Source organism: Leclercia sp. UBA5958 (assembly GCF_002430365.1).
Taxonomy (GTDB): Bacteria; Pseudomonadota; Gammaproteobacteria; order Enterobacterales; family Enterobacteriaceae; genus Enterobacter; species Enterobacter pneumoniae.
In genome coordinates this window covers 336,095-358,907 of sequence record NZ_DJCE01000012.1, presented here as the reverse complement: position 1 = coordinate 358,907, position 22,813 = coordinate 336,095, and the positions used below count along the sequence as shown (strand labels likewise).

The following is a 22,813-nucleotide window of genomic DNA, read 5'->3' as shown; positions in this document are numbered from 1 at the left end:
AAAACCTATTCATTAATATATTAACGAACTCAAAACCGGGCAACAGAGCCTGAGGAGAGAGCAATGAAAGGTACGGTTTTCGCAGTCGCCCTCAACCACCGCAGCCAGCTTGCCGCCTGGCAAGAGGCATTTGGACAGCCCCCCTACAACACACCGCCTAAAACAGCGGTATGGTTTATCAAACCGCACAATACGGTGATTCAGGCCGGTGAGCCGATCCCCCACCCCGCCGGTGAAAAGGTGCTGAGCGGGGCGACGGTTGCGTTGATTGTGGGCAAAACCGCCAGCCGCGTGCGGGTAGACGAGGCGCAGCACTACATTGCCGGTTACGCGCTGGCGAACGACGTGAGCCTGCCGGAAGAGAGCTTTTACCGCCCGGCCATCAAGGCGAAATGCCGCGACGGCTTTTGCCCGCTCGGGGAACTGGCCGCCGTTGATAATATCGATAACCTGAACATCATCACCGAAATCAATGGCCGCGAAGCTGACCACTGGAACACCGGCGATCTCGAGCGCAATGCCGCCGAACTGCTGAGCGCCCTGAGCGAATTCGCCACCCTCCAGCCCGGTGACGCCATTCTGCTGGGTACCCCACACACCCGCGCCGAGATCCGTCCCGGCGATCGCGTGCGCATTCTGGCTGAAGGTTTCCCGCCGCTGGAAAACCCGGTAGTGAATGAGCGCGACGTCGCCATTAAACCGACCACACCCCCGCACGCCACGCTGTTTGCCCTCGGGCTGAATTACGCCGATCACGCCAGCGAACTGGCCTTCACTCCCCCTACCGAGCCGCTGGTGTTTATTAAAGCGCCGAACACCCTTAACGGTGATAACCAGACGTCGGTGCGCCCGAACAACGTCGAGTACATGCACTATGAGGCGGAGCTGGTGGTGGTCATCGGCAAAACCGCGCGTAAGGTCAGTGAGGCCGACGCGATGGACGTTGTTGCGGGCTACACCCTCTGCAACGATTACGCCATCCGCGACTATCTCGAAAACTACTACCGCCCCAACCTGCGGGTGAAAAGCCGCGACGGGCTAACGCCGATCGGCCCGAACATCGTGCCGAAAGCTGCCATTCCCGATCCGCACAACCTCACCCTGCGCACCTTCGTTAACGGCGAACTGCGACAGGAAGGCACGACGGCAGACCTCATCTTCAGTATCCCGTTCCTGATCGCGTATCTGAGTGAATTTATGACCCTGCAGCCGGGCGACATGATCGCCACCGGCACGCCGAAGGGGCTCTCCGACGTGGTCCCGGGCGATGAAGTGGTGGTGGAAGTGGAAGGCGTAGGTCGCCTGGTCAACCGGATTGTCAGCGAGGAGACGACAAAATGAAAAAGATAAACCATTGGATCAACGGCAAAAACGTGGCGGGTAGCGACTACTTCCACACCACCAACCCGGCCTCCGGGGAGGTCTTAGCGGAAGTGGCCTCCGGCGGTGAAGCGGAGATCCATCAGGCGGTCGCCGCCGCGAAAGAAGCCTTCCCGAAATGGGCCAACCTGCCGATGAAAGAGCGCGCGCGCCTGATGCGCCGGCTGGGGGAGCTGATCGACGAGAACGTCCCGGCGATCGCTGCCATGGAGACCGCCGACACCGGCCTGCCGATCCACCAGACCAAAAACGTGCTGATCCCGCGCGCCTCGCACAACTTCGAGTTCTTCGCCGAGGTGTGCCAGCAGATGAACGGCAAAACCTACCCGGTCGACGACACCATGCTCAACTACACCCTGGTGCAGCCGGTGGGCGTTTGCGCGCTGGTCTCACCATGGAACGTGCCCTTTATGACCGCCACCTGGAAGGTCGCGCCGTGCCTGGCGCTGGGTAACACTGCGGTACTGAAGATGTCTGAACTCTCCCCGCTGACCGCCGACCGCTTAGGCGAGCTGGCGCTGGAGGCGGGTATCCCGGCGGGGGTGCTGAACGTGGTGCAGGGCTATGGCGCGACGGCCGGTGATGCGCTGGTGCGCCATCACGACGTGCGTGCCGTCTCGTTCACTGGCGGCACCGCCACCGGGCGCAACATCATGAAAAACGCCGGGCTGAAAAAATACTCAATGGAGCTGGGCGGCAAATCGCCGGTGCTGATTTTTGAGGATGCCGACATCGAACGCGCCCTGGACGCTGCCCTGTTCACCATCTTCTCCATCAACGGCGAGCGCTGCACCGCCGGTTCGCGCATTTTCATTCAGCAGAGCATCTACCCGGAATTTGTTAAACGCTTCGCCGAACGCGCCAGCCGCCTGCGGGTGGGCGACCCGACCGATCCAAACACCCAGGTTGGCGCGCTGATTAGCGCCCAGCACTGGGAAAAAGTCTCCGGCTATATCCGCCTCGGTATTGAGGAAGGGGCGACCCTGCTGGCGGGCGGGCCGGATAAACCCACCGATCTGCCTGCTCACCTGAAAGGCGGCAACTTCCTGCGCCCGACGGTGCTGGCGGATGTCGATAACCGGATGCGGGTGGCCCAGGAGGAGATCTTCGGGCCGGTGGCCTGCCTGCTGCCGTTTAAGGACGAAGCGGAAGGGCTGCGCCTGGCCAACGACGTGGAGTATGGCCTGGCGTCGTATATCTGGACCCAGGACGTCAGCAAAGTGCTGCGCCTGGCACGCAACATCGAAGCGGGCATGGTGTTTGTCAACACCCAGAACGTGCGCGACCTGCGCCAGCCGTTTGGCGGCGTGAAGGCCTCCGGCACCGGGCGCGAGGGCGGCGAGTACAGCTTTGAAGTGTTCGCCGAGATGAAAAACGTCTGCATCTCGATGGGCAACCATCCGATTCCAAAGTGGGGTATCTGATATGGGCACCTTAGCGTTAGCGGCAAAAATCACCCACGTGCCATCGATGTATCTCTCCGAGATACCCGGCAAAAACTTTGGCTGCCGCCAGTCGGCCATCGACGGGCATAAAGAGATCAGCAAGCGCTGCCGCGAACTGGGGGTCGATACCATTATCGTCTTCGACACCCACTGGCTGGTGAACAGCGCCTATCACATTAACTGTGCGGACCATTTTTCCGGCGTCTACACCAGCAACGAGCTGCCGCACTTTATCCGCGACATGACCTACGACTACGACGGCAACCCGGAACTCGGGCAACTGATCGCCGACGAGGCGGTGAAGCTCGGCGTGCGCGCCAAAGCGCACAACATCCCGAGCCTGAAGCTGGAGTACGGCACCCTTGTGCCAATGCGCTACATGAACGCGGATAAGCACTTCAAAGTGGTTTCCATTTCGGCGTTCTGCACCGTTCACGATTTTGCCGACAGCCGCAGGCTCGGCGAGGCCATCGTCAACGCCATCGAAAAATATGACGGCACCGTAGCGGTGCTCGCCAGCGGCTCGCTCTCGCACCGCTTCATCGACGACCAGCGCGCGGAAGAAGGGATGAACAGTTACACCCGCGAGTTTGACCGTCAGATGGACGAGCGCGTGGTCAAGCTGTGGCGCGAGGGCCAGTTCAAAGAGTTTTGCAGCATGCTGCCGGAGTACGCCGACTACTGCTACGGCGAAGGCAACATGCACGATACGGTGATGCTGCTGGGGATGCTCGGCTGGGACAAATACGACGGCAAAGTGGAGTTCCTTACCGAGCTGTTCGCCAGCTCCGGTACCGGTCAGGTTAACGCCGTTTTCCCGCTGCCCGCGTAAGGAGCCATCATGCCGCACTTTATTGCTGAATGTACCGACAACATCCGCGAGCAGGCCGACCTGCCGGGGCTGTTTGCCAGGGTGAACGCGGCGCTGGCCGCCACGGGTATCTTTCCAATCGGCGGTATCCGCAGCCGCGCCCACTGGCTGGATACCTGGCAGATGGCCGACGGGAAACACGATTATGCCTTCGTGCACATGACGCTGAAGATTGGCGCGGGGCGCAGCCTGGAGAGCCGTCAGCAGGTGGGCGAGATGCTGTTTGCGCTGATTAAAGATCATTTCGCCGGGCTGATGGACGCACGCTATCTGGCGCTGTCGTTTGAGATAGAGGAGCTGCATCCGACGCTCAATTACAAGCAAAACAACGTGCACGCGTTGTTTAAGTAGTACCTCTCGATCTGTCCCCTCTCCCTTTGGGAGAGGGTTAGGGTGAGGGAAATCTCTGCGGCCTGATGCCCTCACCCCGGCCCTCTCCCACAGAGAGAGGGAGAAAACAATACAACAGGATATCGCCATGCTCGACAAACATACCCACACCCTGATCGCCCACCGCCTGCATCAGGCGGAACAGTCCCGGGAGCAGATCCGCGCGATCTCGCTGGAGTATCCGGAGATCACCATAGAAGACGCCTACGCTGTTCAGCGCGAATGGGTGAGCCTGAAAATTGCCGAGGGCCGCGTGCTGAAGGGCCATAAGATCGGCCTGACCTCCAAAGCGATGCAGGCCAGTTCGCAGATTAGCGAGCCGGACTATGGCGCGCTGCTGGACGATATGTTCTTCCACGATGGCAGCGACATCCCCGTCGATCGCTTTATCGTCCCGCGCATCGAAGTGGAGCTGGCCTTCGTGCTGGCAAAACCCCTGCGCGGCCCAAACTGCACGATCTTCGACGTCTACAACGCCACGGACTACGTGATCCCCGCCCTGGAACTGATCGACGCCCGCTGTCACAACGTTGATCCTGAAACCCAGCGCCCGCGCAAGGTGTTCGACACCATCTCCGATAACGCCGCCAACGCGGGGGTGATCCTCGGCGGCCGCCCGATTAAGCCCGACGAACTGGATCTGCGCTGGATCTCCGCCCTGCTCTATCGCAACGGCGTCATCGAAGAGACCGGCGTCGCCGCGGGCGTGCTTAACCACCCGGCGAACGGCGTGGCGTGGCTGGCGAACAAGCTCGCGCCGTACGACGTTCAGCTTGAACCCGGCCAGATCATCCTCGGCGGCTCCTTTACCCGCCCGGTTGCCGCCAGCCGGGGCGACACCTTCCACGTGGACTACGGCAACATGGGGTCCATCAGCTGCCGCTTTGTCTAGGAGACGACCATGCAAAACGCATTCAAAACGGCACTGAAAGCCGGAACACCGCAAATCGGTTTGTGGCTGGGACTGACCAGCAGCTACAGCGCGGAACTGCTGGCGGGCGCAGGCTTCGACTGGCTGCTGATCGACGGAGAGCACGCCCCGAACAGCGTGCAGACAGTCTTAACCCAGCTGCAGGCCATCGCCCCCTATGCCAGCCAGCCGGTGGTACGCCCGTCATGGAACGATCCGGTGCAGATCAAACAGCTGCTGGACGTGGGGGCGCAAACGCTGCTGGTGCCGATGGTGCAGAACGCCGACGAAGCACGTCTGGCGGTGAGCGCCACCCGCTATCCACCAGCGGGTATCCGTGGGGTCGGCAGCGCGCTGGCGCGGGCATCACGCTGGAACCGCATCCCGGATTACCTGCAACAGGCCAACGACGCCATGTGCGTACTGGTGCAAATTGAAACTCGCGAGGCGCTGAAAAACCTGCCGCAGATCCTCGACGTGGAAGGCGTCGACGGCGTGTTTATTGGCCCGGCGGATCTCAGTGCCGATATGGGATTTGCCGGTAACCCGCAACATCCCGAGGTGCAGGCCGCCATCGAACGGGCCATCGCGCAAATCCGCGAGGCGGGGAAAGCCCCCGGAATTCTGATGGCGAACGAGACGCTGGCGAAACGCTATCTCGAGCTCGGGGCGCTGTTCGTCGCGGTTGGCGTCGACACTACTCTACTCGCCCGCAGCGCCGAGGCGCTGGCCGCACGCTTTATCGATAAACCGGTTACGTCAGTAAATAACAATAAATCCGTCTACTAAAGGTAAGATCAGGAGCGCAGCATGACGACCTCTACCCTGCAAGATGAAAAAGCCGTTGAACATCGTGCCATTAACAAGCTGTTCCGTCGTTTGATCGTGTTTCTCTTTATTCTGTTTGTCTTTTCGTTCCTTGACCGCATCAACATCGGCTTTGCCGGGCTGACAATGGGCAAGGATCTGGGCCTGACCTCTACCATGTTTGGCCTGGCCGCCACGCTGTTTTACGTCACCTATGTCCTGTGCGGGATCCCGAGCAACATCATGCTGGCGAAGGTAGGTGCGCGCCGCTGGATCGCCAGCATCATGGTGGTGTGGGGTATAGCCTCCACCTGTACGATGTTCGCCACCAGCCCGGAAACCCTCTACGTCCTGCGCATGCTGGTAGGGATTGCCGAAGCCGGCTTCCTGCCGGGGATCCTGGTCTATCTTACCTGGTGGTTCCCGGCATACCATCGCGCCCGCGCCAACGCGCTGTTTATGATCGCCATGCCGGTCACCATGATGCTCGGCTCGATCCTCTCCGGCTATATTCTGGCGATGGACGGCTTGTGGAACCTGAAGGGCTGGCAGTGGCTGTTCCTGCTGGAGGGGCTGCCCTCCGTGGTGCTCGGGGTGGTGACCTGGTTTTATCTTAACGACACGCCGGACCAGGCGAGCTGGCTGGACGAGGACGAAAAGCGGGCGCTGAAAACAATGATCGCCCGCGAACAGGAGATGGCCATTGCGCGCCCCTCCACGCCGCGCTCAACGCTGCGCGAGGTGTTAACCCCGGCGGTGCTGCTCTACACGCTGGCCTACTTCTGTCTGACCAACACCCTGAGCGCCATCAACATCTGGACGCCGCAGATCCTCCAGAGCTTCAACACCGGCAGCAGCAATATCGTGATCGGCCTGCTGGCGGCGATCCCCCAGTTCTGTACCATCCTCGGGATGATCTGGTGGAGCCGCCGCTCCGACAGGCTGAAAGAGCGAAAAAAGCACACCATCCTGCCGTACCTGTTCGCCGCGGCGGGCTGGATGCTGGCCTCCGCAACGGATCACGGCCTGATCCAGCTGCTTGGCATCATTATGGCCTCAACCGGATCCTTTACCGCTATGGCGATCTTCTGGACCACCCCGGATCGGGTCATTAGCCTGCAGTCCCGGGCGGTGGCGCTGGCGGTGATCAACGCCATCGGCAACGTCGGATCGGCCGTCAGTCCGCTGCTGATCGGCATTCTGCGCGACGCGACCGGCAGCTTTAGCTCAGGTTTATGGTTTGTCGCCGGGCTGCTGGTGGTTGGCGCGCTGGTGCTGACCCGTATTCCGATGACGCAGCAGGATCAACAGAGGAACGACCATGTGCCAGAGCCCTATCGCCAACATTGATATCAGCAAAGAGTATGACGAAAGCCTGGGCACCGACGATGTGCACTATCAGTCGTTTTCTCGCATGGCGGCCTTCTTTGGCCGCGACATGCAGGCGCACCGGCACGACCAGTATTTTCAGATGCACTTTCTCGATACCGGACAGATTGAGCTGCAACTTGACGATCACCGCTACTCGGTGCAGGCCCCACTGTTTGTCCTCACGCCGCCGTCGGTGCCGCATGCGTTCATCACCGAATCGGACAGCGACGGCCACGTGCTGACGGTTCGCGAGGATCTGATCTGGCCGCTGCTGGAGGTGCTCTATCCCGGCACCCGGGAGGCGTTCGGCCTGCCGGGGATCTGCCTCTCGCTGGCCGATAAACCGGACGAGCTTTTGGCGCTAAAACACTACTGGCAGCTGATAAAGCGCGAATCCACCGCGCAGCTGCCCGGCCGCGAGCATACGCTGGTACTTTTAGCCCAGGCGGTCTTTACGTTGCTGCTGCGCAACGCGAAGCTCGACGACCATGCTTCAAGCGGCATGCGGGGCGAGCTAAAGCTTTTCCAGCGCTTTACCCAGCTGATTGACGCGCATTACCACCAGCACTGGACGGTGCCGGAATACGCCAGCGAGCTGCATCTCACCGAATCGCGCCTGACGGATATCTGCCGCCGCTTCGCCAACCGCCCGCCAAAACGGCTGATCTTCGACCGTCAGCTGCGCGAGGCCAGACGGCTGCTGCTTTTTTCCGACAGCGCGGTGAACGAGGTGGCCTGGCAGCTCGGCTTTAAAGACCCGGCCTATTTTGCCCGCTTTTTTAACCGGTTAGTGGGGTGTTCGCCGAGCGCGTATCGGGCGCAGAAAGTACCGGTGTCGCCTGTTCCCTCCGGTGGTTCTGGTACGGTACTTAAACCCTATTAATGCGTATTTACCAAGTTCTCACACCCGGCTGCGGTTATCGCCATTACTCAGGCAACTTACGACTCAGCTAAGAGAAAAAGGTCAAAACCTTTCCTTTAATCTGGCTATTTTATACTTTACGAGCACTCTTTAAGAATGGCGAGGTTACAGGACGGGCGGCCTGTTCCCCTCAACCGCCCTCAATAAAATTGGGTTTTTATGCACCCTCAAACCTCATTCCAAATATCTACTCATAATTTGTAATTATATTCTGAAAAAACGAGCATCCATTTTAATTCTAAAAATGTGGGCATATAGTTCATAGGCGACATGACTTTTTTACTTAAAAAACAGGAAAAATAAAGTGAATAAAAAATTAAATGAATCGGGTATTAAAGAGGTCCGTTTATATGCTGTAACCGGTGCTAAAACCAAAAACAATGGCTTTATTATTGGCATATCAAGCCTTACTAGTTACGGCAAAAATATCGTGCTTGAAAACGATATCGTTACTTATCCTGATGGTACTACAGCCTTCGTTATGTCAGACCCTACCACGCGATTGACTACCGAAGTCAACGCAAAAATGCTGTTCGTTGCCGCTAGCGGTACGTTGATAAGCAATGGTGATGTCATCGCTGATGCTGGGCAAACTTCAATGGCCCTGGTCATCTTCGAAAATAATACAGCTATATGCTGCGTTATGGATGAAGGGAAATACGAAGCTGTAAAGGCTGAAGGAATTATTAGATGCGCGGTATGATAGCAAAACACACCATATGGACAGGTGATACCACCAGTCATGGTGGCACACTTCATGATGGTTGCGAGAACGACACCTATAACAATACTCACCGTGCTGTGCTGGTTGGCCATAAATTCTGGTGCCCACAATGTATGTGCTGGTCGAAATTCATTGAAGGTACCCCCCGCTACTCCATTCACGGCAGGGCTCGAGTTCTGGAAGGCTATAGGGCCTCATGTGGTGCTTTCGCCATTCACCGCCTCGACATCCCTGTAACCTGCTACGATCTCCCCTCTAATGAGCATAGAGAGCATTTACTGTCCCAGAATGCAAAAAAAGCTGCCCTGGCAAACCAGCAAATCAATGGCGAATACTCGCATCAATTCTCAATCCTCAATTCAGGACAAGAGCCGCTCAGATATGTCATTTTCAAACAGGATGGAATGCTTGAAATGGGTACGGCCATAAAGAATGATTACAGCGGCCCCGGTATTTATACAAAAGTGACGACTGGAAATAGTGAAAAAATTTTTGTGGCGATGCAAGCACCAAAGCCACTGCTGAAATAAAGGAATGATTTATGGCAATGCACATATCCGGTATTGAGAAGGATCTCTATTTTCTGATGGAGGATGCTAAAACCAGACCGAACGAAATGAACTCTCAAAGCGAGGTTGAATTACAGCCAATTCGTATAAGCGAGATTCCTAAGGTGATGCGAAAAATTGGCTGGAAAAAATCTGCTAAGATGATGGAACGTTGGCTTAATTCTCCAGGCTGGAAATGCCCTGACACCTGGAAGAAGGGAAGCGAATTACCACAGGGACTGTATATCCCCGATCAGCATTGTGACGACACCATCATTACGATGACATGGTTAATGCAGTACCCGTCGGCGGTTAGCTCCATGCGTACGCTGATGGCAAAAGCATGCTCTCCGGCCGCAATGAAAATGACCGCACAGCGATTGAAAGCGCTTGGGTGGAATGGCTCTGATACTTATACCTTTGGTCGACGGAATCTAATAGGCAGGCCATCAATGTCTGCACGAGAACTGGAACAAAAATATCAGAATAACTTTGAAGCTGTAGGCGGAAATTTCGTCACACATATGTTCGATACGCTGGATGACATATATGGCGCTCTCGGTACATATTCATTGAAGATTGCGGTTATCGGTACTGCATTCCAACATACCAATGGTAAGCATTATCTCGAAGCTGAGTGGGGAGGTATTTACGTCAAAGATTTTTATGATTTCAATAATAATGGAGCATGGGATCAGCCGTTAGGATACTGGACAAACGAAGGGATATTACGCCGGGCTGATTCGGCTGTTTCAACAATCGCCGGGCAAAAGATTTACATTAACAAACGGATACGCAAGGTATCAGTTGTCCATAATTCTGACTTCCTTAAATATCGTGAAGCCACTGGAAAAGGGGGCGACTTTGTGGTGTTTTCAGACGTAAATTGGGAAAAGATAAGCGGCACTTACGAAATTCCATGGGAAGCGTAATCACCCAATAATGGGGCCATTGATATCGTTGGCAATGTAAAACAGAAACGTAATACCCACCAGATAAAAGGCGATCAGGCAATAAATGAATCGCCTTTTGTTTGGCACATCCCTCAGAACAGTCCAGCAAAACGTACCGACATAAAAAATTATTGCAACTAAGGTCGCTACGGCTGTCGTGATATAACCCATTCCGCTCATTACTCCCGTGTATGGAAATACCACCAGACGTAAAACTGGCGGCATCAGCAGCCCAAAGGGAACGAATAACATTATCCGACCGGTAGCAAAACGTTTAAATCCGACTAACCTCTGCGCTATCTCGCAGATAATGATTGAGAGCAGGCCACCAACCACCAGCGCAATCATATCTGGCAGTATTATTGTTATACGTTCCATCGTTTTTCTCCTGCCATAATCCATAAAAAATAAGTGGTTAAAGTGCCGCCAGTTTATGCAAAACCCACCATGATCACAAATCTCACATCCACCCGAAAAGTACCCGCCGTTGTCCCAATCGTCCCTTCACGTTCCCTTCCTCTCAAGCTTCAATTAAACAACAAAAACAAAACATAAATTTAACAATCATCTTCCGATACGAGGTCCCTATGAAGCCTGAAGATTTCCGCGCCGATGCCAAACGCCCGCTCACCGGCGAAGAGTATTTAAAAAGCCTGCAGGATGGCCGCGAGATTTATATCTACGGCGAACGCGTTAAAGACGTCACCACCCATCCGGCATTTCGTAACGCGGCGGCGTCCATCGCGCAGATGTACGACGCGCTGCACAAGCCAGAGATGCAGGACACCCTCTGCTGGGGCACCGATACCGGCAGCGGCGGTTACACCCACAAGTTCTTCCGGGTGGCGAAAAGCGCCGATGACCTGCGCCAGCAGCGTGATGCCATCGCCGAGTGGTCCCGCCTGAGCTACGGCTGGATGGGCCGCACGCCTGACTACAAAGCGGCTTTCGGCTGCGCGCTGGGGGCTAACCCGGCGTTCTACGGCCAGTTTGAGCAGAACGCCCGTAACTGGTACACCCGCATTCAGGAGACCGGCCTGTACTTTAACCACGCCATCGTCAACCCGCCGATCGACCGCCACAAACCGGCGGACGAGGTCAAAGATGTCTACATCAAGCTGGAGAAAGAGACCGACGCCGGGATCATCGTCAGCGGCGCGAAAGTGGTGGCAACCAACTCGGCGCTGACCCACTACAACATGATCGGCTTTGGCTCCGCGCAGGTGATGGGCGAAAACCCGGACTTCGCGCTGATGTTCGTCGCGCCGATGGATGCCGAGGGCGTGAAGCTGATCTCCCGCGCCTCCTACGAGATGGTGGCCGGTGCCACCGGCTCGCCGTATGACTATCCACTCTCCAGCCGCTTCGACGAGAACGATGCGATCCTGGTGATGGATCATGTGCTGATCCCGTGGGAGAACGTGCTGATCTACCGCGATTTCGATCGCTGCCGCCGCTGGACCATGGAGGGAGGATTTGCCCGCATGTACCCGCTGCAGGCCTGCGTACGTCTGGCGGTGAAGCTCGATTTCATCACCGCCCTGCTGAAAAAATCGCTGGAGTGTACCGGTACCCTGGAGTTTCGCGGCGTGCAGGCCGATCTTGGCGAAGTGGTGGCCTGGCGCAACATGTTCTGGGCATTGAGCGACTCCATGTGCTCGGAGGCGACCCCGTGGGTCAACGGTGCGTACCTGCCGGACCACGCGGCGCTCCAGACCTACCGCGTGATGGCCCCAATGGCCTACGCCAAAATCAAAAATATTATTGAGCGCAACGTTACCAGCGGCCTGATCTACCTGCCGTCCAGCGCCCGGGATCTCAACAACCCGCAGATCGACCAGTATCTGGCGAAGTACGTGCGCGGCTCCAACGGTATGGATCATGTCGAGCGTATCAAGATCCTGAAACTGATGTGGGATGCCATCGGCAGCGAGTTCGGTGGCCGCCACGAGCTGTATGAGATCAACTACTCCGGCAGCCAGGATGAGATCCGCCTGCAGTGCCTGCGCCAGGCGCAAAGCTCCGGCAACATGGACAAGATGATGGCGATGGTCGACCGCTGCATGTCCGAGTACGACCAGCACGGCTGGACCGTGCCGCACCTGCACAACAACTCCGATATCAACATGCTGGACAAGCTGCTGAAATAACGTAGCGGGAGGTTTTAATGCAATTAGATGAACAACGCCTGCGTTTTCGCGATGCCATGGCCAGCCTGTCGGCGGCGGTCAACATTGTCACCACTGAGGGTGAGGCGGGACGCTGTGGCATTACCGCGACGGCGGTCTGCTCGGTTACTGATACGCCACCGTCCGTGATGGTGTGCCTCAATGCCAACAGTGCCATGAATCCGGTCTTTCAGGGTAACGGCAAACTGTGCATTAACGTGCTAAACCATGAACAGGAGCTGATGGCCCGCCACTTCGCCGGGATGACTGGCATGGCGATGGAAGAGCGGTTCAGCCTCTCCTGCTGGCAGAAAGGGCTGCTGGGTCAGCCGCTACTAAAAGGGGCGCTGGCAAGCCTTGAAGGCGAAATCAGCCAGGTACAGACCATCGGTACCCATCTGGTCTATCTGGTGGCGATCAAAAATATTGTCCTGGCTGAAGAGGGCCACGGGCTCATCTACTTTAAACGCCGTTTCCACCCGGTCATGATGGCACTGGAAGCCGCGCTTTAACCCTCTCTGCGCTGGCATTCTTTGATGACCAGCGCAAAATTTCCTCTCTTTTCCTCTCCTGCACAAAAAGCATTAATGTTTATCGCAAATCACGCCGTTATATATATCCATAAGAGAAATTTTCATGTCATTGACACGGCTGACATATTTTGTCAGCAGCGTGGGCATAATTCACAGCAATGCTTTAGTTTACGGGAACTTTATTATGACAATTCCGAGCAGGAGTCGATCAGCGGAGAGGCTGGTCGATATTCTGATGGAGCTGCATTTACACGGTGTGGTTAGCCGACATGCCCTGATGCACAAATTTAATATTACTGAGCGGACAGTCTATCGGGACCTCAATGCGCTCTCCCCTATTGTTGAACATACCGGAGGCGGACAATACCGCTTAATCCACGCAGTACAGAACTCAGCCGGACAGGGGTTGCACCATACCATTGCTAACTTCCTGAATGCCGATAGCTTTTTCCCTGACAGAGGCACGGAGTTCTGGCAAAAACTGGAGTCACGCGTCGACGAGAGTTATATTCAAATCCTTAACAATGATGCCGAACATTCGGTCGAAAACGATATCCGTCGATATTTACCGTCGATTGAGAAATCGATTAAAAATCGTAATGTTTGCAAGATCGTTTATAAAGACAAAAATCGTACTGTTCACCCCTATAAACTGATTAACAAAAAGAACATCTGGTATTTGCAGGCGACTGAAAATGGCCGTTTGAAATCGTTTTCTTTAAGCCAGATTAAATGGCTCGATATTCAGAATGCCACTTTTAGCCCTGAAGAACACGCGATAGCGCTGCTGGAAAAGAACCTTAGCCCGTGGGTATCAGAAGATACTTTCGAAGTGAAAATATTTATTAACAATACTATTTCGCACTACTTTCGCCGCCGCAATTTGCTGCCGCAGCAAGAGATTCTGGAAGATCACGCCCAGGGCACCACTATTCGCTGCATGGCGGCACACGAGAATCAGATCCTGCCGCTGATTTTCTACTGGCTGCCCAATATTCAGGTACTGGAGCCCGCGTGGCTTAAGCAAAAGATGGTCAAAACGCTGGAGAGCTATCTGACGCCCGAAACCTGACACGCAGGCCGCGTGATCCTTATCACACTCTCTCCTTCCCGCACGGCGAGCCTCAACCGCTCGCCCTCTTTTTTGACCGTTCATCGCCCCATTTAACCACTCACGCATTTACCGTCCTTTACGCGCGCGGGGATCTGGCACGATCGCCGTAGCATTACTCACTACATCTACAACATACCCTGACCCTTTTTTCAGCTAAAAAACCAGGTCTTATTATGGATACCAAAAAACTACTTAAGCACGTGCCCTGGGCGCTCCTCGGGATCCTCGGCGCTTTCTGTCTGGCAGTGGTTGCACTACGCCGGGGCGAGCACGTTAGCGCCCTGTGGATCGTGGTCGCCTCCGTCTCTGTCTATTTAGTGGCCTACCGCTACTACAGCTTATACATCGCGCAGAAGGTCATGAAGCTCGACCCTACGCGCGCTACCCCGGCGGTCATTAATAATGACGGCCTGAACTACGTGCCAACTAACCGCTACGTGCTGTTTGGCCACCACTTTGCCGCGATCGCCGGCGCGGGTCCGCTGGTCGGCCCGGTACTGGCCGCGCAGATGGGCTACCTGCCGGGTACCCTCTGGCTGCTCGCCGGCGTGGTGCTGGCAGGCGCGGTGCAGGACTTTATGGTGCTGTTTATCTCTTCGCGCCGTAACGGCTCCTCGCTGGGTGAGATGATCAAAGAAGAGATGGGCCGCGTGCCGGGAACTATCGCCCTGTTCGGCTGCTTCCTGATTATGATCATCATCCTCGCGGTGCTGGCCCTGATCGTGGTGAAAGCGCTGGCTGAAAGTCCGTGGGGCGTCTTTACCGTCTGCTCTACCGTACCGATTGCGCTCTTTATGGGCATTTACATGCGCTTCCTGCGCCCTGGCCGCGTAGGCGAGGTGTCGGTGATTGGTATCGTGCTGCTGGTGGCCTCTATCTACTTTGGCGGCATCATCGCCCACGACCCTTACTGGGGCCCGGCACTGACCTTCAAAGACACCACCATTACCTTTGCGCTGATTGGCTATGCGTTCATCTCCGCCCTGCTGCCGGTCTGGCTGATCCTGGCCCCGCGTGACTATCTGGCCACCTTCCTGAAAATCGGCGTTATCGTGGGCCTGGCGATCGGGATTGTGATCATCAACCCTGAGCTGAAAATGCCGGCGGTCACCCAGTACATCGATGGTACCGGTCCGCTGTGGAAGGGGGCGCTATTCCCGTTCCTGTTTATCACCATCGCCTGTGGCGCCGTGTCTGGCTTCCACGCACTCATCGCTTCCGGCACCACGCCGAAGCTGATGGCTAACGAAACTGACGCGCGCTTTATCGGTTATGGCGCGATGCTGATGGAGTCCTTTGTGGCGATCATGGCGCTGGTTGCAGCCTCCATTATCGAACCGGGTCTCTACTTTGCGATGAACACCCCGCCAGCCGGTCTGGGCATCACCATGCCAAACCTGCATGAGATGGGCGGCGAAAATACCGCAATGATCATGGCGCAGCTGAGAGAGGCCAGCGCACATGCGGCGGCAACCGTCAGTTCCTGGGGCTTTGTGATCTCGCCTGAGCAGATCATGCAGACCGCGAAAGACATCGGCGAACCATCGGTACTGAACCGTGCAGGCGGCGCACCGACGCTGGCTGTGGGGATCGCCCACGTGTTCCACAAAGTGCTGCCATGGGCGGACATGGGCTTCTGGTACCACTTCGGTATTCTGTTTGAAGCGCTGTTTATCCTTACCGCGCTGGACGCGGGTACCCGTGCGGGCCGCTTTATGCTGCAGGATTTACTCGGTAACTTCGTGCCGTTCCTGAAGAAAACCGATTCCCTGGTGGCGGGCGTTCTGGGTACCGCGGGCTGCGTCGGTCTGTGGGGTTACCTGCTGTATCAGGGCGTGGTCGATCCGCTGGGCGGCGTGAAGAGCCTGTGGCCGCTGTTCGGTATCTCTAACCAGATGCTGGCAGCCGTGGCGCTGGTGCTTGGCACCGTGGTACTGGTGAAGATGAAACGCACCAAATACATCTGGGTGACGGTAGTACCGGCCTGCTGGCTGCTGCTCTGCACGACCTGGGCGCTGGGCCTGAAGCTCTTCAGCGCCAACCCACAGCTGGAAGGCTTCTTCTTTATGGCTAACCAGTACAAAGAGAAGATTGCCGCTGGCGGCGCGGATCTGACCGCGCAGCAGATTGCCAACATGAACCATATCGTGGTGAACAACTACACCAACGCAGGTCTGAGTATTCTGTTCCTGGTGGTGGTGTATAGCATTATCTTCTACGGCATCAAAACCTGGATGAAAGTGCGTAATACCGACGGTCGTACGGATAAAGAGACCCCATACGTGCCGGTACCGGAAGGCGGCGTGAAGACCTCTTCACACCATTAAACCTTCCCCCTCACCCTAACCCTCTCCCTCAAGGGAGAGGGGACTGCCCGGCGCGCTCTTTTCTCCCTCGCCGGGCTTTTTCTGTCTGGAAGGCATAATGTTTGGTAATTTAGGCGAAGCAAAAAAATACCTCGGTCAGGCGGCGAAAATGCTGATTGGCATTCCGGACTATGACAACTACGTTGAACATATGAAGACCAACCACCCGGATAAGCCGTACATGACCTACACCGAATTCTTCCGCGAGCGACAAGAAGCGCGCTACGGCGGAAGTGGAGAAGGCGGCGTTCGCTGCTGCTAAAGGAGAGACCATGACCCCGATTGCCGTTACCCTGCTCACCGGCTTTCTTGGCGCCGGTAAAACGACCCTGCTGCGCCACATCCTCAACGAACAGCACGGTTTCAAAATCGCCGTCATCGAAAACGAATTTGGTGAAGTGTCCGTTGACGATCAACTGATTGGCGATCGCGCCACCCAGATCAAAACCCTTACCAACGGCTGCATCTGCTGCACCCGCTCTAACGAACTCGAAGACGCCCTGCTGGATCTACTCGATAGCCGCGATCGCGGGGAGATCGACTTCAACCGCCTGGTGATTGAGTGCACCGGCATGGCCGATCCCGGCCCGATTATCCAGACCTTCTTCTCGCATGAGATCCTCTGCCAGCGCTATCTGCTCGACGGGGTGATCGCTCTGGTAGATGCAGTGCATGCCGACGAGCAGATGAACCAGTTCACCATCGCCCAGTCGCAGGTAGGCTACGCGGACCGTATCCTGCTCACCAAAACCGACGTGGCAGGCGACAGCGAGAAACTGCGCGAGCGGTTGACGCGTATTAACTCACGCGCCCCGATTTATACCGTGACGCACGGCGATATTGACCTGGCACAACTGTTCAACACCAACGGCTTTATGCTGGAAGAGAACGTCACCTCGAAGCCGCGCTTCCACTTTATGGGCGACAAGCAAAATGACGTCTCGTCGATTGTGGTGGAGCTGGATTACCCGGTAGATATCAGCGAAGTCTCCCGGGTGATGGAGAACCTGCTGTTGTCGTTCGCAGACAAGCTGCTGCGCTATAAAGGCATGCTATGGATCGACGGGGAGCCGAACCGTCTGCTGTTCCAGGGCGTGCAGCGGCTCTATAGCGCCGACTGGGACAGACCCTGGGGCGAAGAAGTGCCGCACAGCGTGATGGTGTTTATTGGCATTGCGCTGCCGGAAGAGGAGATTCGGTCGGCATTTGCGGGGCTGCGTAAGTAAACACATTAGTGCCCTTCTCCCTTTGCAGAGGGGCACTAGCTTATACATTGAGCGTTCCACCTATCGCGATAGATAATATTGCCTTCCGTATACTTCCAGGTTATCGACTCATAACGTAATTCCAGCGTCTCCAGATGCGTGCTGCTCAGACCATTAGGCGACAGGTACGGCGAAACCGTTATCAGCTTTACGTTATCCAGCGTGATAGTGAAATATTCAGCCTCAATGCCGGACTCCAGAATACGGTACATCCTGAAGATTGCTCTCTTCAACGTGCGCCCCTCACACACCGCGCGATAAAGGATCGGGGTTGTCTGGTCGAACTCTTTGACGACGATAATAGGGCTGTGAACCCGTGTACTGGTGAGCTTGCCCCAGTGGGGATCTACGGGAATGGTTACGCTGTGAGAGAATGACTTTAATTCAATGGAGCCTAAGCGCAGAGGCATTAAACAGCTACCGACAATAGGAGAGCCGTTTTCATCTTCGAGCCATAAGTGTGCGGGGGTAGACATATTATTTCCTTATCAATGTTCCAGGCATATTACCGGATAATATTTATCACCTAATATAGCGGGCAAACATATATGTTATAAACATAGCAAACACGCCTACCAGCCAGAGTGGGCCATTCGGGAAAAAATAAAAAAGGGCTACAGCAAACAAAAGCGTTAGAAGAGCAGGACCCTGAATGGATATTAAGGACTTAAACACACGACAACAAATCCTTTTTAATATATTCATCATGATTATCGAATCATTCTTGTAATCATATCAACAATGTCGTTATTCGCGCTGTGTTGCATTCTAAATACCCCCGCACGTTCAAACAGGGGCTCAATCAAAAAATACATCATCTCAAGTTTGTTGGCGTAAAGCGCGGCGTAATAGTGTGGTTGAATGTAATGAAGTCGCCGGGCGCTATCAGCAGCCTTCTGTACGATTCCATATATTCCCAGGATAGTTATTGCCCCTCCTGCTACTTGTCCTGTGAGAACGTTCATTTCAAGATTCAGGCTCATTCCGAGCGCGACTGACGTTGTGACTGCTAAAGCGAAACCATGTCCGGTAAGAGTACTTGCAGCAATGTGGACATTCGCTTTCATTAACATCTTTTTTATGTGTTCCAACTGCTCCGATGTTTTGTTTTTAAATATTTCCTCGAAATATATTTTGAACATCTCATATATAATATCGACATTTTGCAAAAGTTGCGCGACTCCGTAGGAAAACCGTACATCCTCTGTCCTTTGCCTTTTACACACATCCTGATACTCATCCGTAAAGCATGAGGTGTAATATAATGCCCGCGTTGTACCGGCACCAATTGTTTCGATTTGATTCGTTACCGCCATCTTTACACCTGCAACCGCATGATCAAGTTTCAGTGCGAGAATCTTATTAGACTGCAAATAACTGATGACGTCGTTCCGGTAATACATGGACGCTCCTTGCCAATAATGACATCCTGCAAAAAGTGTATGTACTGCCTGTTTTCGAGTAAATGGATAAGGAGAGTTTCATTTGCGATCGCGATCAGAATTTAAAAAGACAATAAACCGGCTTATACAACCTAAGACTCACAAACGTTTTACACGCATTTTTTGGCCAAATGAAATCTGCGTCCAATATTCGCACTATCTATACGTAGAGATGACAAAATAGTGAGTTGATTTTAACCAAAGAAATGTAAACTTACGTTGTTATATATGACAAATGAAACACTTTATAGAAATTATTAGCGGCTTCATTAATACGTCCCGAATGACTATTACTTCCCTGTTCAGGGTCTGTTTAGAAAAAAATTAAACCTGGACTAAACGCCGAAAGATTAACCATTGACGCCAGAACAAACCAACCTTTTACAAACATGAAAAGGTAAATCCATTAACAAAAACAGCATAAAACCTCGATCCCCATCATATTTGCAGTCATAAACATCGCTTGCTAAGGTGCCCTCAGATTAATTTGATGACGAGGAAAACCACATGAAAAAACTGAATATCTTTATTCTTGCCGCGATGACTGCGGTATCAGGTTCCGCACTGGCGATGGGCGGCAGCATTGAGCAGGGTAAAAACTACACCAACCTCAATCTGGAAATGGGTAAATCCTCGTCCGGCCTCTATGCCGAAAGCAACTGGCTGAAAAACACTGACGACGGCACCCAGACCGGTGGCGTAGGTGCAGGTTATAACCTGGAACTGGGTCCGGTCATGCTGAACGCAGGCGCAAAAGCGATCTACATCGGCCCGAAAAAAGGCGATAACGGCGTTGCGTTCCCGATTGGCGGTGGCGTAAACGTGGCGCTGACTGACAGCATCCACGTTTTCGGTGAAGGGTATGCCGCACCGGAAGGGCTGAACAACAGCGTGAAGAACTACGTTGAAGCCAACGGTGGCGTAAGCTGGACGCCAATCAAACCCGTCACGCTGAAAGTAGGCTATCGCCACGTGAGCGTTGACGGCAAAGATGGCCGCCCTGGCCACACCCTGATCGACGGCGCTTATGTCGGCGGCGGCGTGAGCTTCTAAAGCGCCCTAAAACAAAAAAACCTGCCGGATGGCAGGTTTTTTTGGCTGATGCCTTACCGGCGAATGACCACCAGCTTCTGGTTCACAAACTCTTTGATCCCCAGGTCCGACAGCTCGCGTCCGTAACCGGAACGCTTCACGCCACCAAACGGCAGCTCGGCTGCGGTATCGGTGAGCCAGTTGATCCACACCATCCCGGTTTCGATACGCGAAGCCATCTTTTTAGCGCGCTCGGTGTCTTTGCTAAACACCGCTCCGCCCAGGCCGTAGTGGGAATCGTTGGCGAGGGCAACCGCCTCGTCGTCGTTTTTCACCACGTAAATCTGTGCCACCGGGCCGAAGAACTCTTCGAAGTACGCCGGGTTATCGCGGGTAATATTGGTCAGGATTGTCGGCTCGAAGAAACAGCCCTCGCGCGATACGGGCTTACCGCCCAGATGCAGCGTCGCGCCATTTTTCACCGCCTCGTCCACCTGTTTGGTCAGGGTTTCCAGCGCGTCTTTGGACGACAGCGGCCCCAGAGTGGTGCTCTCGTCCAGCGGGTCGCCAACCTTCAGCTGTTTGAAAGCCTCGGTATATTTTTGCAGGAACTGCTCAGCGATGCCTTCGTGCAGGATAAAGCGTTTAGCGGCGGTACAGACCTGCCCGGCGTTAGCGATACGGGCGTTAACCCCGATTTTCACCGCCTTCTCCACATCCGCATCGTCCAGTACCACGAACACGTCATTACCGCCCAGTTCGAGGGTCGATTTTTTGATGTGCTTCGCCGCCTGAGCGGCCACCACGCTCCCGGCCTTTTCCGAGCCCGTCAGCGCTGCACCCTGCACGCGATCGTCGGCGATGATGTTCGCCACCTGATCTGAAGAGATAAAGAGGTTAGTCCATGCCCCTTCCGGCGCACCGGCTTCGCGCACCAGGTGGGCAAAGGCTTCGGCACAGTGCGGCACGATGCTGGCATGTTTGGCAAGTACCGGGTTACCGGCCGCCAGGTTCGGCGCCAGCACGCGCATCAGCTGGTAGAACGGGAAATTCCACGGCTCCACGGCCATCACCACGCCAATCGGGTGATGCTCAACCCAGGCTTCGCCCATCTCGGAAGGGTATTTCACCGGTGCAAGAAATTGCTTCGCGTTATCAGCGTAGTAGCGGGCAATTTGCGCACAGAGCTTCACCTCGCCGCGACTCTGCTCAATGAGTTTACCCATCTCCGTACTGGCAATCTTCGCCAGCTCTTCGGTTCGCGCATCGATCAGATCCGCCAGTTTATGCAGCACCGGCAGGCGTTTATCGATACTGCCTTTCGCCCACTCGGAGTGATAAAGCGCGTCCGCCGTCTTTAGCGCCGCTTCGATATCGGCATCGGTATGGGAGGGGTATTCCTTGATGAGCTTGTTGGTAGCAGGATTCACTGTTTGATAAGCCATTATTGCCTCCTTTTTTAACGCAGAGGCTTATAAGGGTAGTCAAAATGGCTGGGGTTGAAGGTAAAGTTCGGTATATTCGCAGCACTACATCGAGGTGGCGTGGGTTATTTTGGCCAGCATCGCTTCGCGTAAAACCGGGTTTGATACCCTTTCCCGGGACGTTTTAACCATGCTCTAACCTCCGCATCGATACGCACCGAGGCCTGCGTGATTAACGGCCTCGCAAATCCCAAAGCGTGCTTGCAAAAATATCCGGCTGGCAACGCCAGAGAACAAGGGACAGCAGGACACCTCCCCCCTCCCATGCTATAACACCCCTCTACGCCCCTGCACAGGCACCCTTTATGACTCAGACTCGCCACGTCAATCAGACCTTCCTCCGCCGGCCCGGCGTTGAGCTGCGCAGTACCTGGCAGAGCACCCAGGCCTATAAATGTCACAGCCATGCGCAACTCTCCATTGGCGCCATCCTTGAAGGGCAGACCTGCTGCACGTGCGAGGGTGAAGCGTTGATCCTGCAGCCAGGCGATTTGATTGTCATCCCCGCCCATATGCCGCACAGTTGCAATCCGCTGGCGGGACAGCCTCGCAGCTACCACATGCTCTATCTTGATACCGACATCCAGCCGCGGCAGCAGGTGATCCGCAGCGACGCGCTGTTCAGCCTCTATCTCGAGATCGTCAATACGCTGTCGCCCACGGCCATTACGCGCCTGCTAACAACCCTTGCCACACAGCCCACCGCCTGCGGATCACTGCGCCCTACCAGCCTTGCGTTGCAAGACGCATTGCGCCACAGCCTGCACGCCCCGCCCTCGCTGGACGCCTTCGCCCGGCGCTTTTCGCTACGCAAAGAGACCTTAATCAGAACCTTTAAGCAAGATACCGGACTGACGCCCGGCGCCTTTCTGAACGTTTCACGTATTGAGTTCGCTAAAGCGCGGCTGCGTGCCGGAGATGACATTGCCGACGTCAGCTACCAGAGCGGTTTTGCCGATCAGAGTCATTTCCATAAAACCTTTGTCCGCTATACCGCCGCCACGCCGCGCCAGTACGCGACGGGTCGATCAATATCCGACAATAATTAACTCGCGCCTCACTCCAGGATGACCTTAGTTTTTATTGAT

23 protein-coding genes and 1 pseudogene are annotated in these 22,813 nt (G+C 55.2%); 19 read left to right on the top strand and 5 right to left on the bottom strand.

What is annotated here, in order from left to right:
- Nucleotides 1–63 precede the first annotated feature (63 nt).
- The 11 genes from hpaG (at nt 64) to B2Q93_RS19975 (ending at nt 10,300) form a co-directional block, all read left to right on the top strand.
- Nucleotides 64–1,341, top strand: a complete 1,278-nt coding sequence (gene hpaG / locus B2Q93_RS20025) for a 4-hydroxyphenylacetate degradation bifunctional isomerase/decarboxylase (protein ID WP_263617789.1) — start codon at nt 64–66, stop codon at nt 1,339–1,341.
- Complete coding sequence (gene hpaE / locus B2Q93_RS20020; RefSeq protein WP_286783764.1) at nt 1,338–2,804, top strand: 5-carboxymethyl-2-hydroxymuconate semialdehyde dehydrogenase; 1,467 nt, start codon at nt 1,338–1,340, stop codon at nt 2,802–2,804. Before hpaG ends, hpaE begins: the two co-directional genes overlap by 4 nt.
- Before the next feature lies 1 nt (nt 2,805).
- Nucleotides 2,806–3,657 (top strand): 3,4-dihydroxyphenylacetate 2,3-dioxygenase, encoded by an 852-nt coding sequence (gene hpaD, locus B2Q93_RS20015; RefSeq protein ID WP_286934234.1) that lies wholly within the window; start codon nt 2,806–2,808, stop codon nt 3,655–3,657.
- Nucleotides 3,658–3,666: 9 nt separating this feature from the next.
- On the top strand, nt 3,667–4,047 hold the full coding sequence (locus B2Q93_RS20010) for a 5-carboxymethyl-2-hydroxymuconate Delta-isomerase (protein WP_212478248.1): 381 nt from the start codon (nt 3,667–3,669) through the stop codon (nt 4,045–4,047).
- Nucleotides 4,048–4,174: 127 nt separating this feature from the next.
- Nucleotides 4,175–4,978: a 2-oxo-hept-4-ene-1,7-dioate hydratase gene (gene hpaH / locus B2Q93_RS20005; RefSeq protein WP_015572593.1), complete on the top strand. Its 804-nt coding sequence runs from the start codon at nt 4,175–4,177 to the stop codon at nt 4,976–4,978.
- 9 nt (nt 4,979–4,987) lie between these two features.
- Nucleotides 4,988–5,785, top strand: a complete 798-nt coding sequence (gene hpaI / locus B2Q93_RS20000; protein WP_040077312.1) for a 4-hydroxy-2-oxoheptanedioate aldolase — start codon at nt 4,988–4,990, stop codon at nt 5,783–5,785.
- Between the two features lie 21 nt (nt 5,786–5,806).
- Nucleotides 5,807–7,153, top strand: a complete 1,347-nt coding sequence (hpaX, locus tag B2Q93_RS19995; RefSeq protein WP_286934230.1) for a 4-hydroxyphenylacetate permease — start codon at nt 5,807–5,809, stop codon at nt 7,151–7,153.
- The gene (gene hpaA / locus B2Q93_RS19990; RefSeq protein WP_212478250.1) at nt 7,125–8,057 is read left to right on the top strand and encodes a 4-hydroxyphenylacetate catabolism regulatory protein HpaA; all 933 of its coding nucleotides are present in this window, start codon (nt 7,125–7,127) and stop codon (nt 8,055–8,057) included. The genes hpaX and hpaA overlap by 29 nt, the downstream gene beginning before the upstream one ends.
- A 343-nt stretch (nt 8,058–8,400) precedes the next feature.
- Entirely contained in the window at nt 8,401–8,799 is a 399-nt protein-coding gene (locus B2Q93_RS19985) for a hypothetical protein (protein ID WP_286934227.1), read from the top strand.
- Nucleotides 8,787–9,350 carry a PAAR domain-containing protein gene (locus B2Q93_RS19980; RefSeq protein WP_286934224.1) on the top strand — a complete coding sequence of 188 codons (564 nt, stop codon included), beginning with the start codon at nt 8,787–8,789 and terminating at the stop codon, nt 9,348–9,350. Before B2Q93_RS19985 ends, B2Q93_RS19980 begins: the two co-directional genes overlap by 13 nt.
- Nucleotides 9,351–9,361: 11 nt before the next feature.
- On the top strand, nt 9,362–10,300 hold the full coding sequence (locus B2Q93_RS19975; protein WP_286934221.1) for a DUF6402 family protein: 939 nt from the start codon (nt 9,362–9,364) through the stop codon (nt 10,298–10,300).
- Here B2Q93_RS19975 and B2Q93_RS19970 read toward each other — a convergent pair whose 3' ends face one another.
- The gene (locus B2Q93_RS19970) at nt 10,301–10,699 is read right to left on the bottom strand and encodes a hypothetical protein (RefSeq protein ID WP_212478254.1); all 399 of its coding nucleotides are present in this window, start codon (nt 10,697–10,699) and stop codon (nt 10,301–10,303) included.
- Between the two features lie 209 nt (nt 10,700–10,908).
- Here B2Q93_RS19970 and hpaB point away from each other — a divergent pair, with 209 nt between their 5' ends.
- The 6 genes from hpaB (at nt 10,909) to yjiA (ending at nt 17,728) form a co-directional block, all read left to right on the top strand.
- Nucleotides 10,909–12,471 carry a 4-hydroxyphenylacetate 3-monooxygenase, oxygenase component gene (hpaB, locus tag B2Q93_RS19965; RefSeq protein WP_033144556.1) on the top strand — a complete coding sequence of 521 codons (1,563 nt, stop codon included), beginning with the start codon at nt 10,909–10,911 and terminating at the stop codon, nt 12,469–12,471.
- Nucleotides 12,472–12,488: 17 nt separating this feature from the next.
- A complete protein-coding gene (locus B2Q93_RS19960; RefSeq protein WP_040077316.1) occupies nt 12,489–13,001 on the top strand; it encodes a 4-hydroxyphenylacetate 3-monooxygenase reductase subunit in 513 nt (170 codons plus the stop codon).
- A gap of 205 nt (nt 13,002–13,206) precedes the next feature.
- Nucleotides 13,207–14,094 (top strand): helix-turn-helix transcriptional regulator, encoded by an 888-nt coding sequence (locus B2Q93_RS19955; protein ID WP_040077317.1) that lies wholly within the window; start codon nt 13,207–13,209, stop codon nt 14,092–14,094.
- Between the two features lie 215 nt (nt 14,095–14,309).
- Nucleotides 14,310–16,463, top strand: a complete 2,154-nt coding sequence (locus tag B2Q93_RS19950) for a carbon starvation CstA family protein (protein ID WP_046886494.1) — start codon at nt 14,310–14,312, stop codon at nt 16,461–16,463.
- Nucleotides 16,464–16,560: 97 nt separating this feature from the next.
- A complete protein-coding gene (locus tag B2Q93_RS19945) occupies nt 16,561–16,764 on the top strand; it encodes a YbdD/YjiX family protein (protein WP_003856610.1) in 204 nt (67 codons plus the stop codon).
- A 10-nt stretch (nt 16,765–16,774) separates the two neighbouring features.
- Nucleotides 16,775–17,728: a GTPase gene (gene yjiA, locus B2Q93_RS19940; RefSeq protein WP_286934213.1), complete on the top strand. Its 954-nt coding sequence runs from the start codon at nt 16,775–16,777 to the stop codon at nt 17,726–17,728.
- Nucleotides 17,729–17,763: 35 nt separating this feature from the next.
- On the opposite strand, the gene B2Q93_RS19935 is transcribed toward yjiA, so the two are convergent.
- Nucleotides 17,764–18,243 (bottom strand): Hcp family type VI secretion system effector, encoded by a 480-nt coding sequence (locus tag B2Q93_RS19935; protein WP_286934210.1) that lies wholly within the window; start codon nt 18,241–18,243, stop codon nt 17,764–17,766.
- Nucleotides 18,244–18,477: 234 nt separating this feature from the next.
- On the bottom strand, nt 18,478–19,170 hold the full coding sequence (locus tag B2Q93_RS19930; RefSeq protein WP_286934207.1) for a hypothetical protein: 693 nt from the start codon (nt 19,168–19,170) through the stop codon (nt 18,478–18,480).
- Nucleotides 19,171–19,716: 546 nt separating this feature from the next.
- Here B2Q93_RS19930 and B2Q93_RS19925 point away from each other — a divergent pair.
- Nucleotides 19,717–20,262, top strand: a complete 546-nt coding sequence (locus B2Q93_RS19925) for a YfaZ family outer membrane protein (RefSeq protein ID WP_233801866.1) — start codon at nt 19,717–19,719, stop codon at nt 20,260–20,262.
- A gap of 53 nt (nt 20,263–20,315) precedes the next feature.
- Here B2Q93_RS19925 and B2Q93_RS19920 read toward each other — a convergent pair whose 3' ends face one another.
- Both B2Q93_RS19920 and B2Q93_RS19915 read right to left on the bottom strand, forming a co-directional pair.
- Complete coding sequence (locus tag B2Q93_RS19920) at nt 20,316–21,686, bottom strand: NAD-dependent succinate-semialdehyde dehydrogenase (protein WP_040077323.1); 1,371 nt, start codon at nt 21,684–21,686, stop codon at nt 20,316–20,318.
- A 104-nt stretch (nt 21,687–21,790) separates the two neighbouring features.
- Nucleotides 21,791–21,913 (bottom strand): annotated as a pseudogene (locus B2Q93_RS19915) (BrnA antitoxin family protein); the annotation flags it as partial.
- Between the two features lie 117 nt (nt 21,914–22,030).
- On the opposite strand from B2Q93_RS19915, the gene B2Q93_RS19910 reads away from it, so the two are divergent.
- Complete coding sequence (locus B2Q93_RS19910; protein ID WP_286934205.1) at nt 22,031–22,774, top strand: helix-turn-helix transcriptional regulator; 744 nt, start codon at nt 22,031–22,033, stop codon at nt 22,772–22,774.
- The last annotated feature ends 39 nt before the right edge of the window (nt 22,775–22,813 follow it).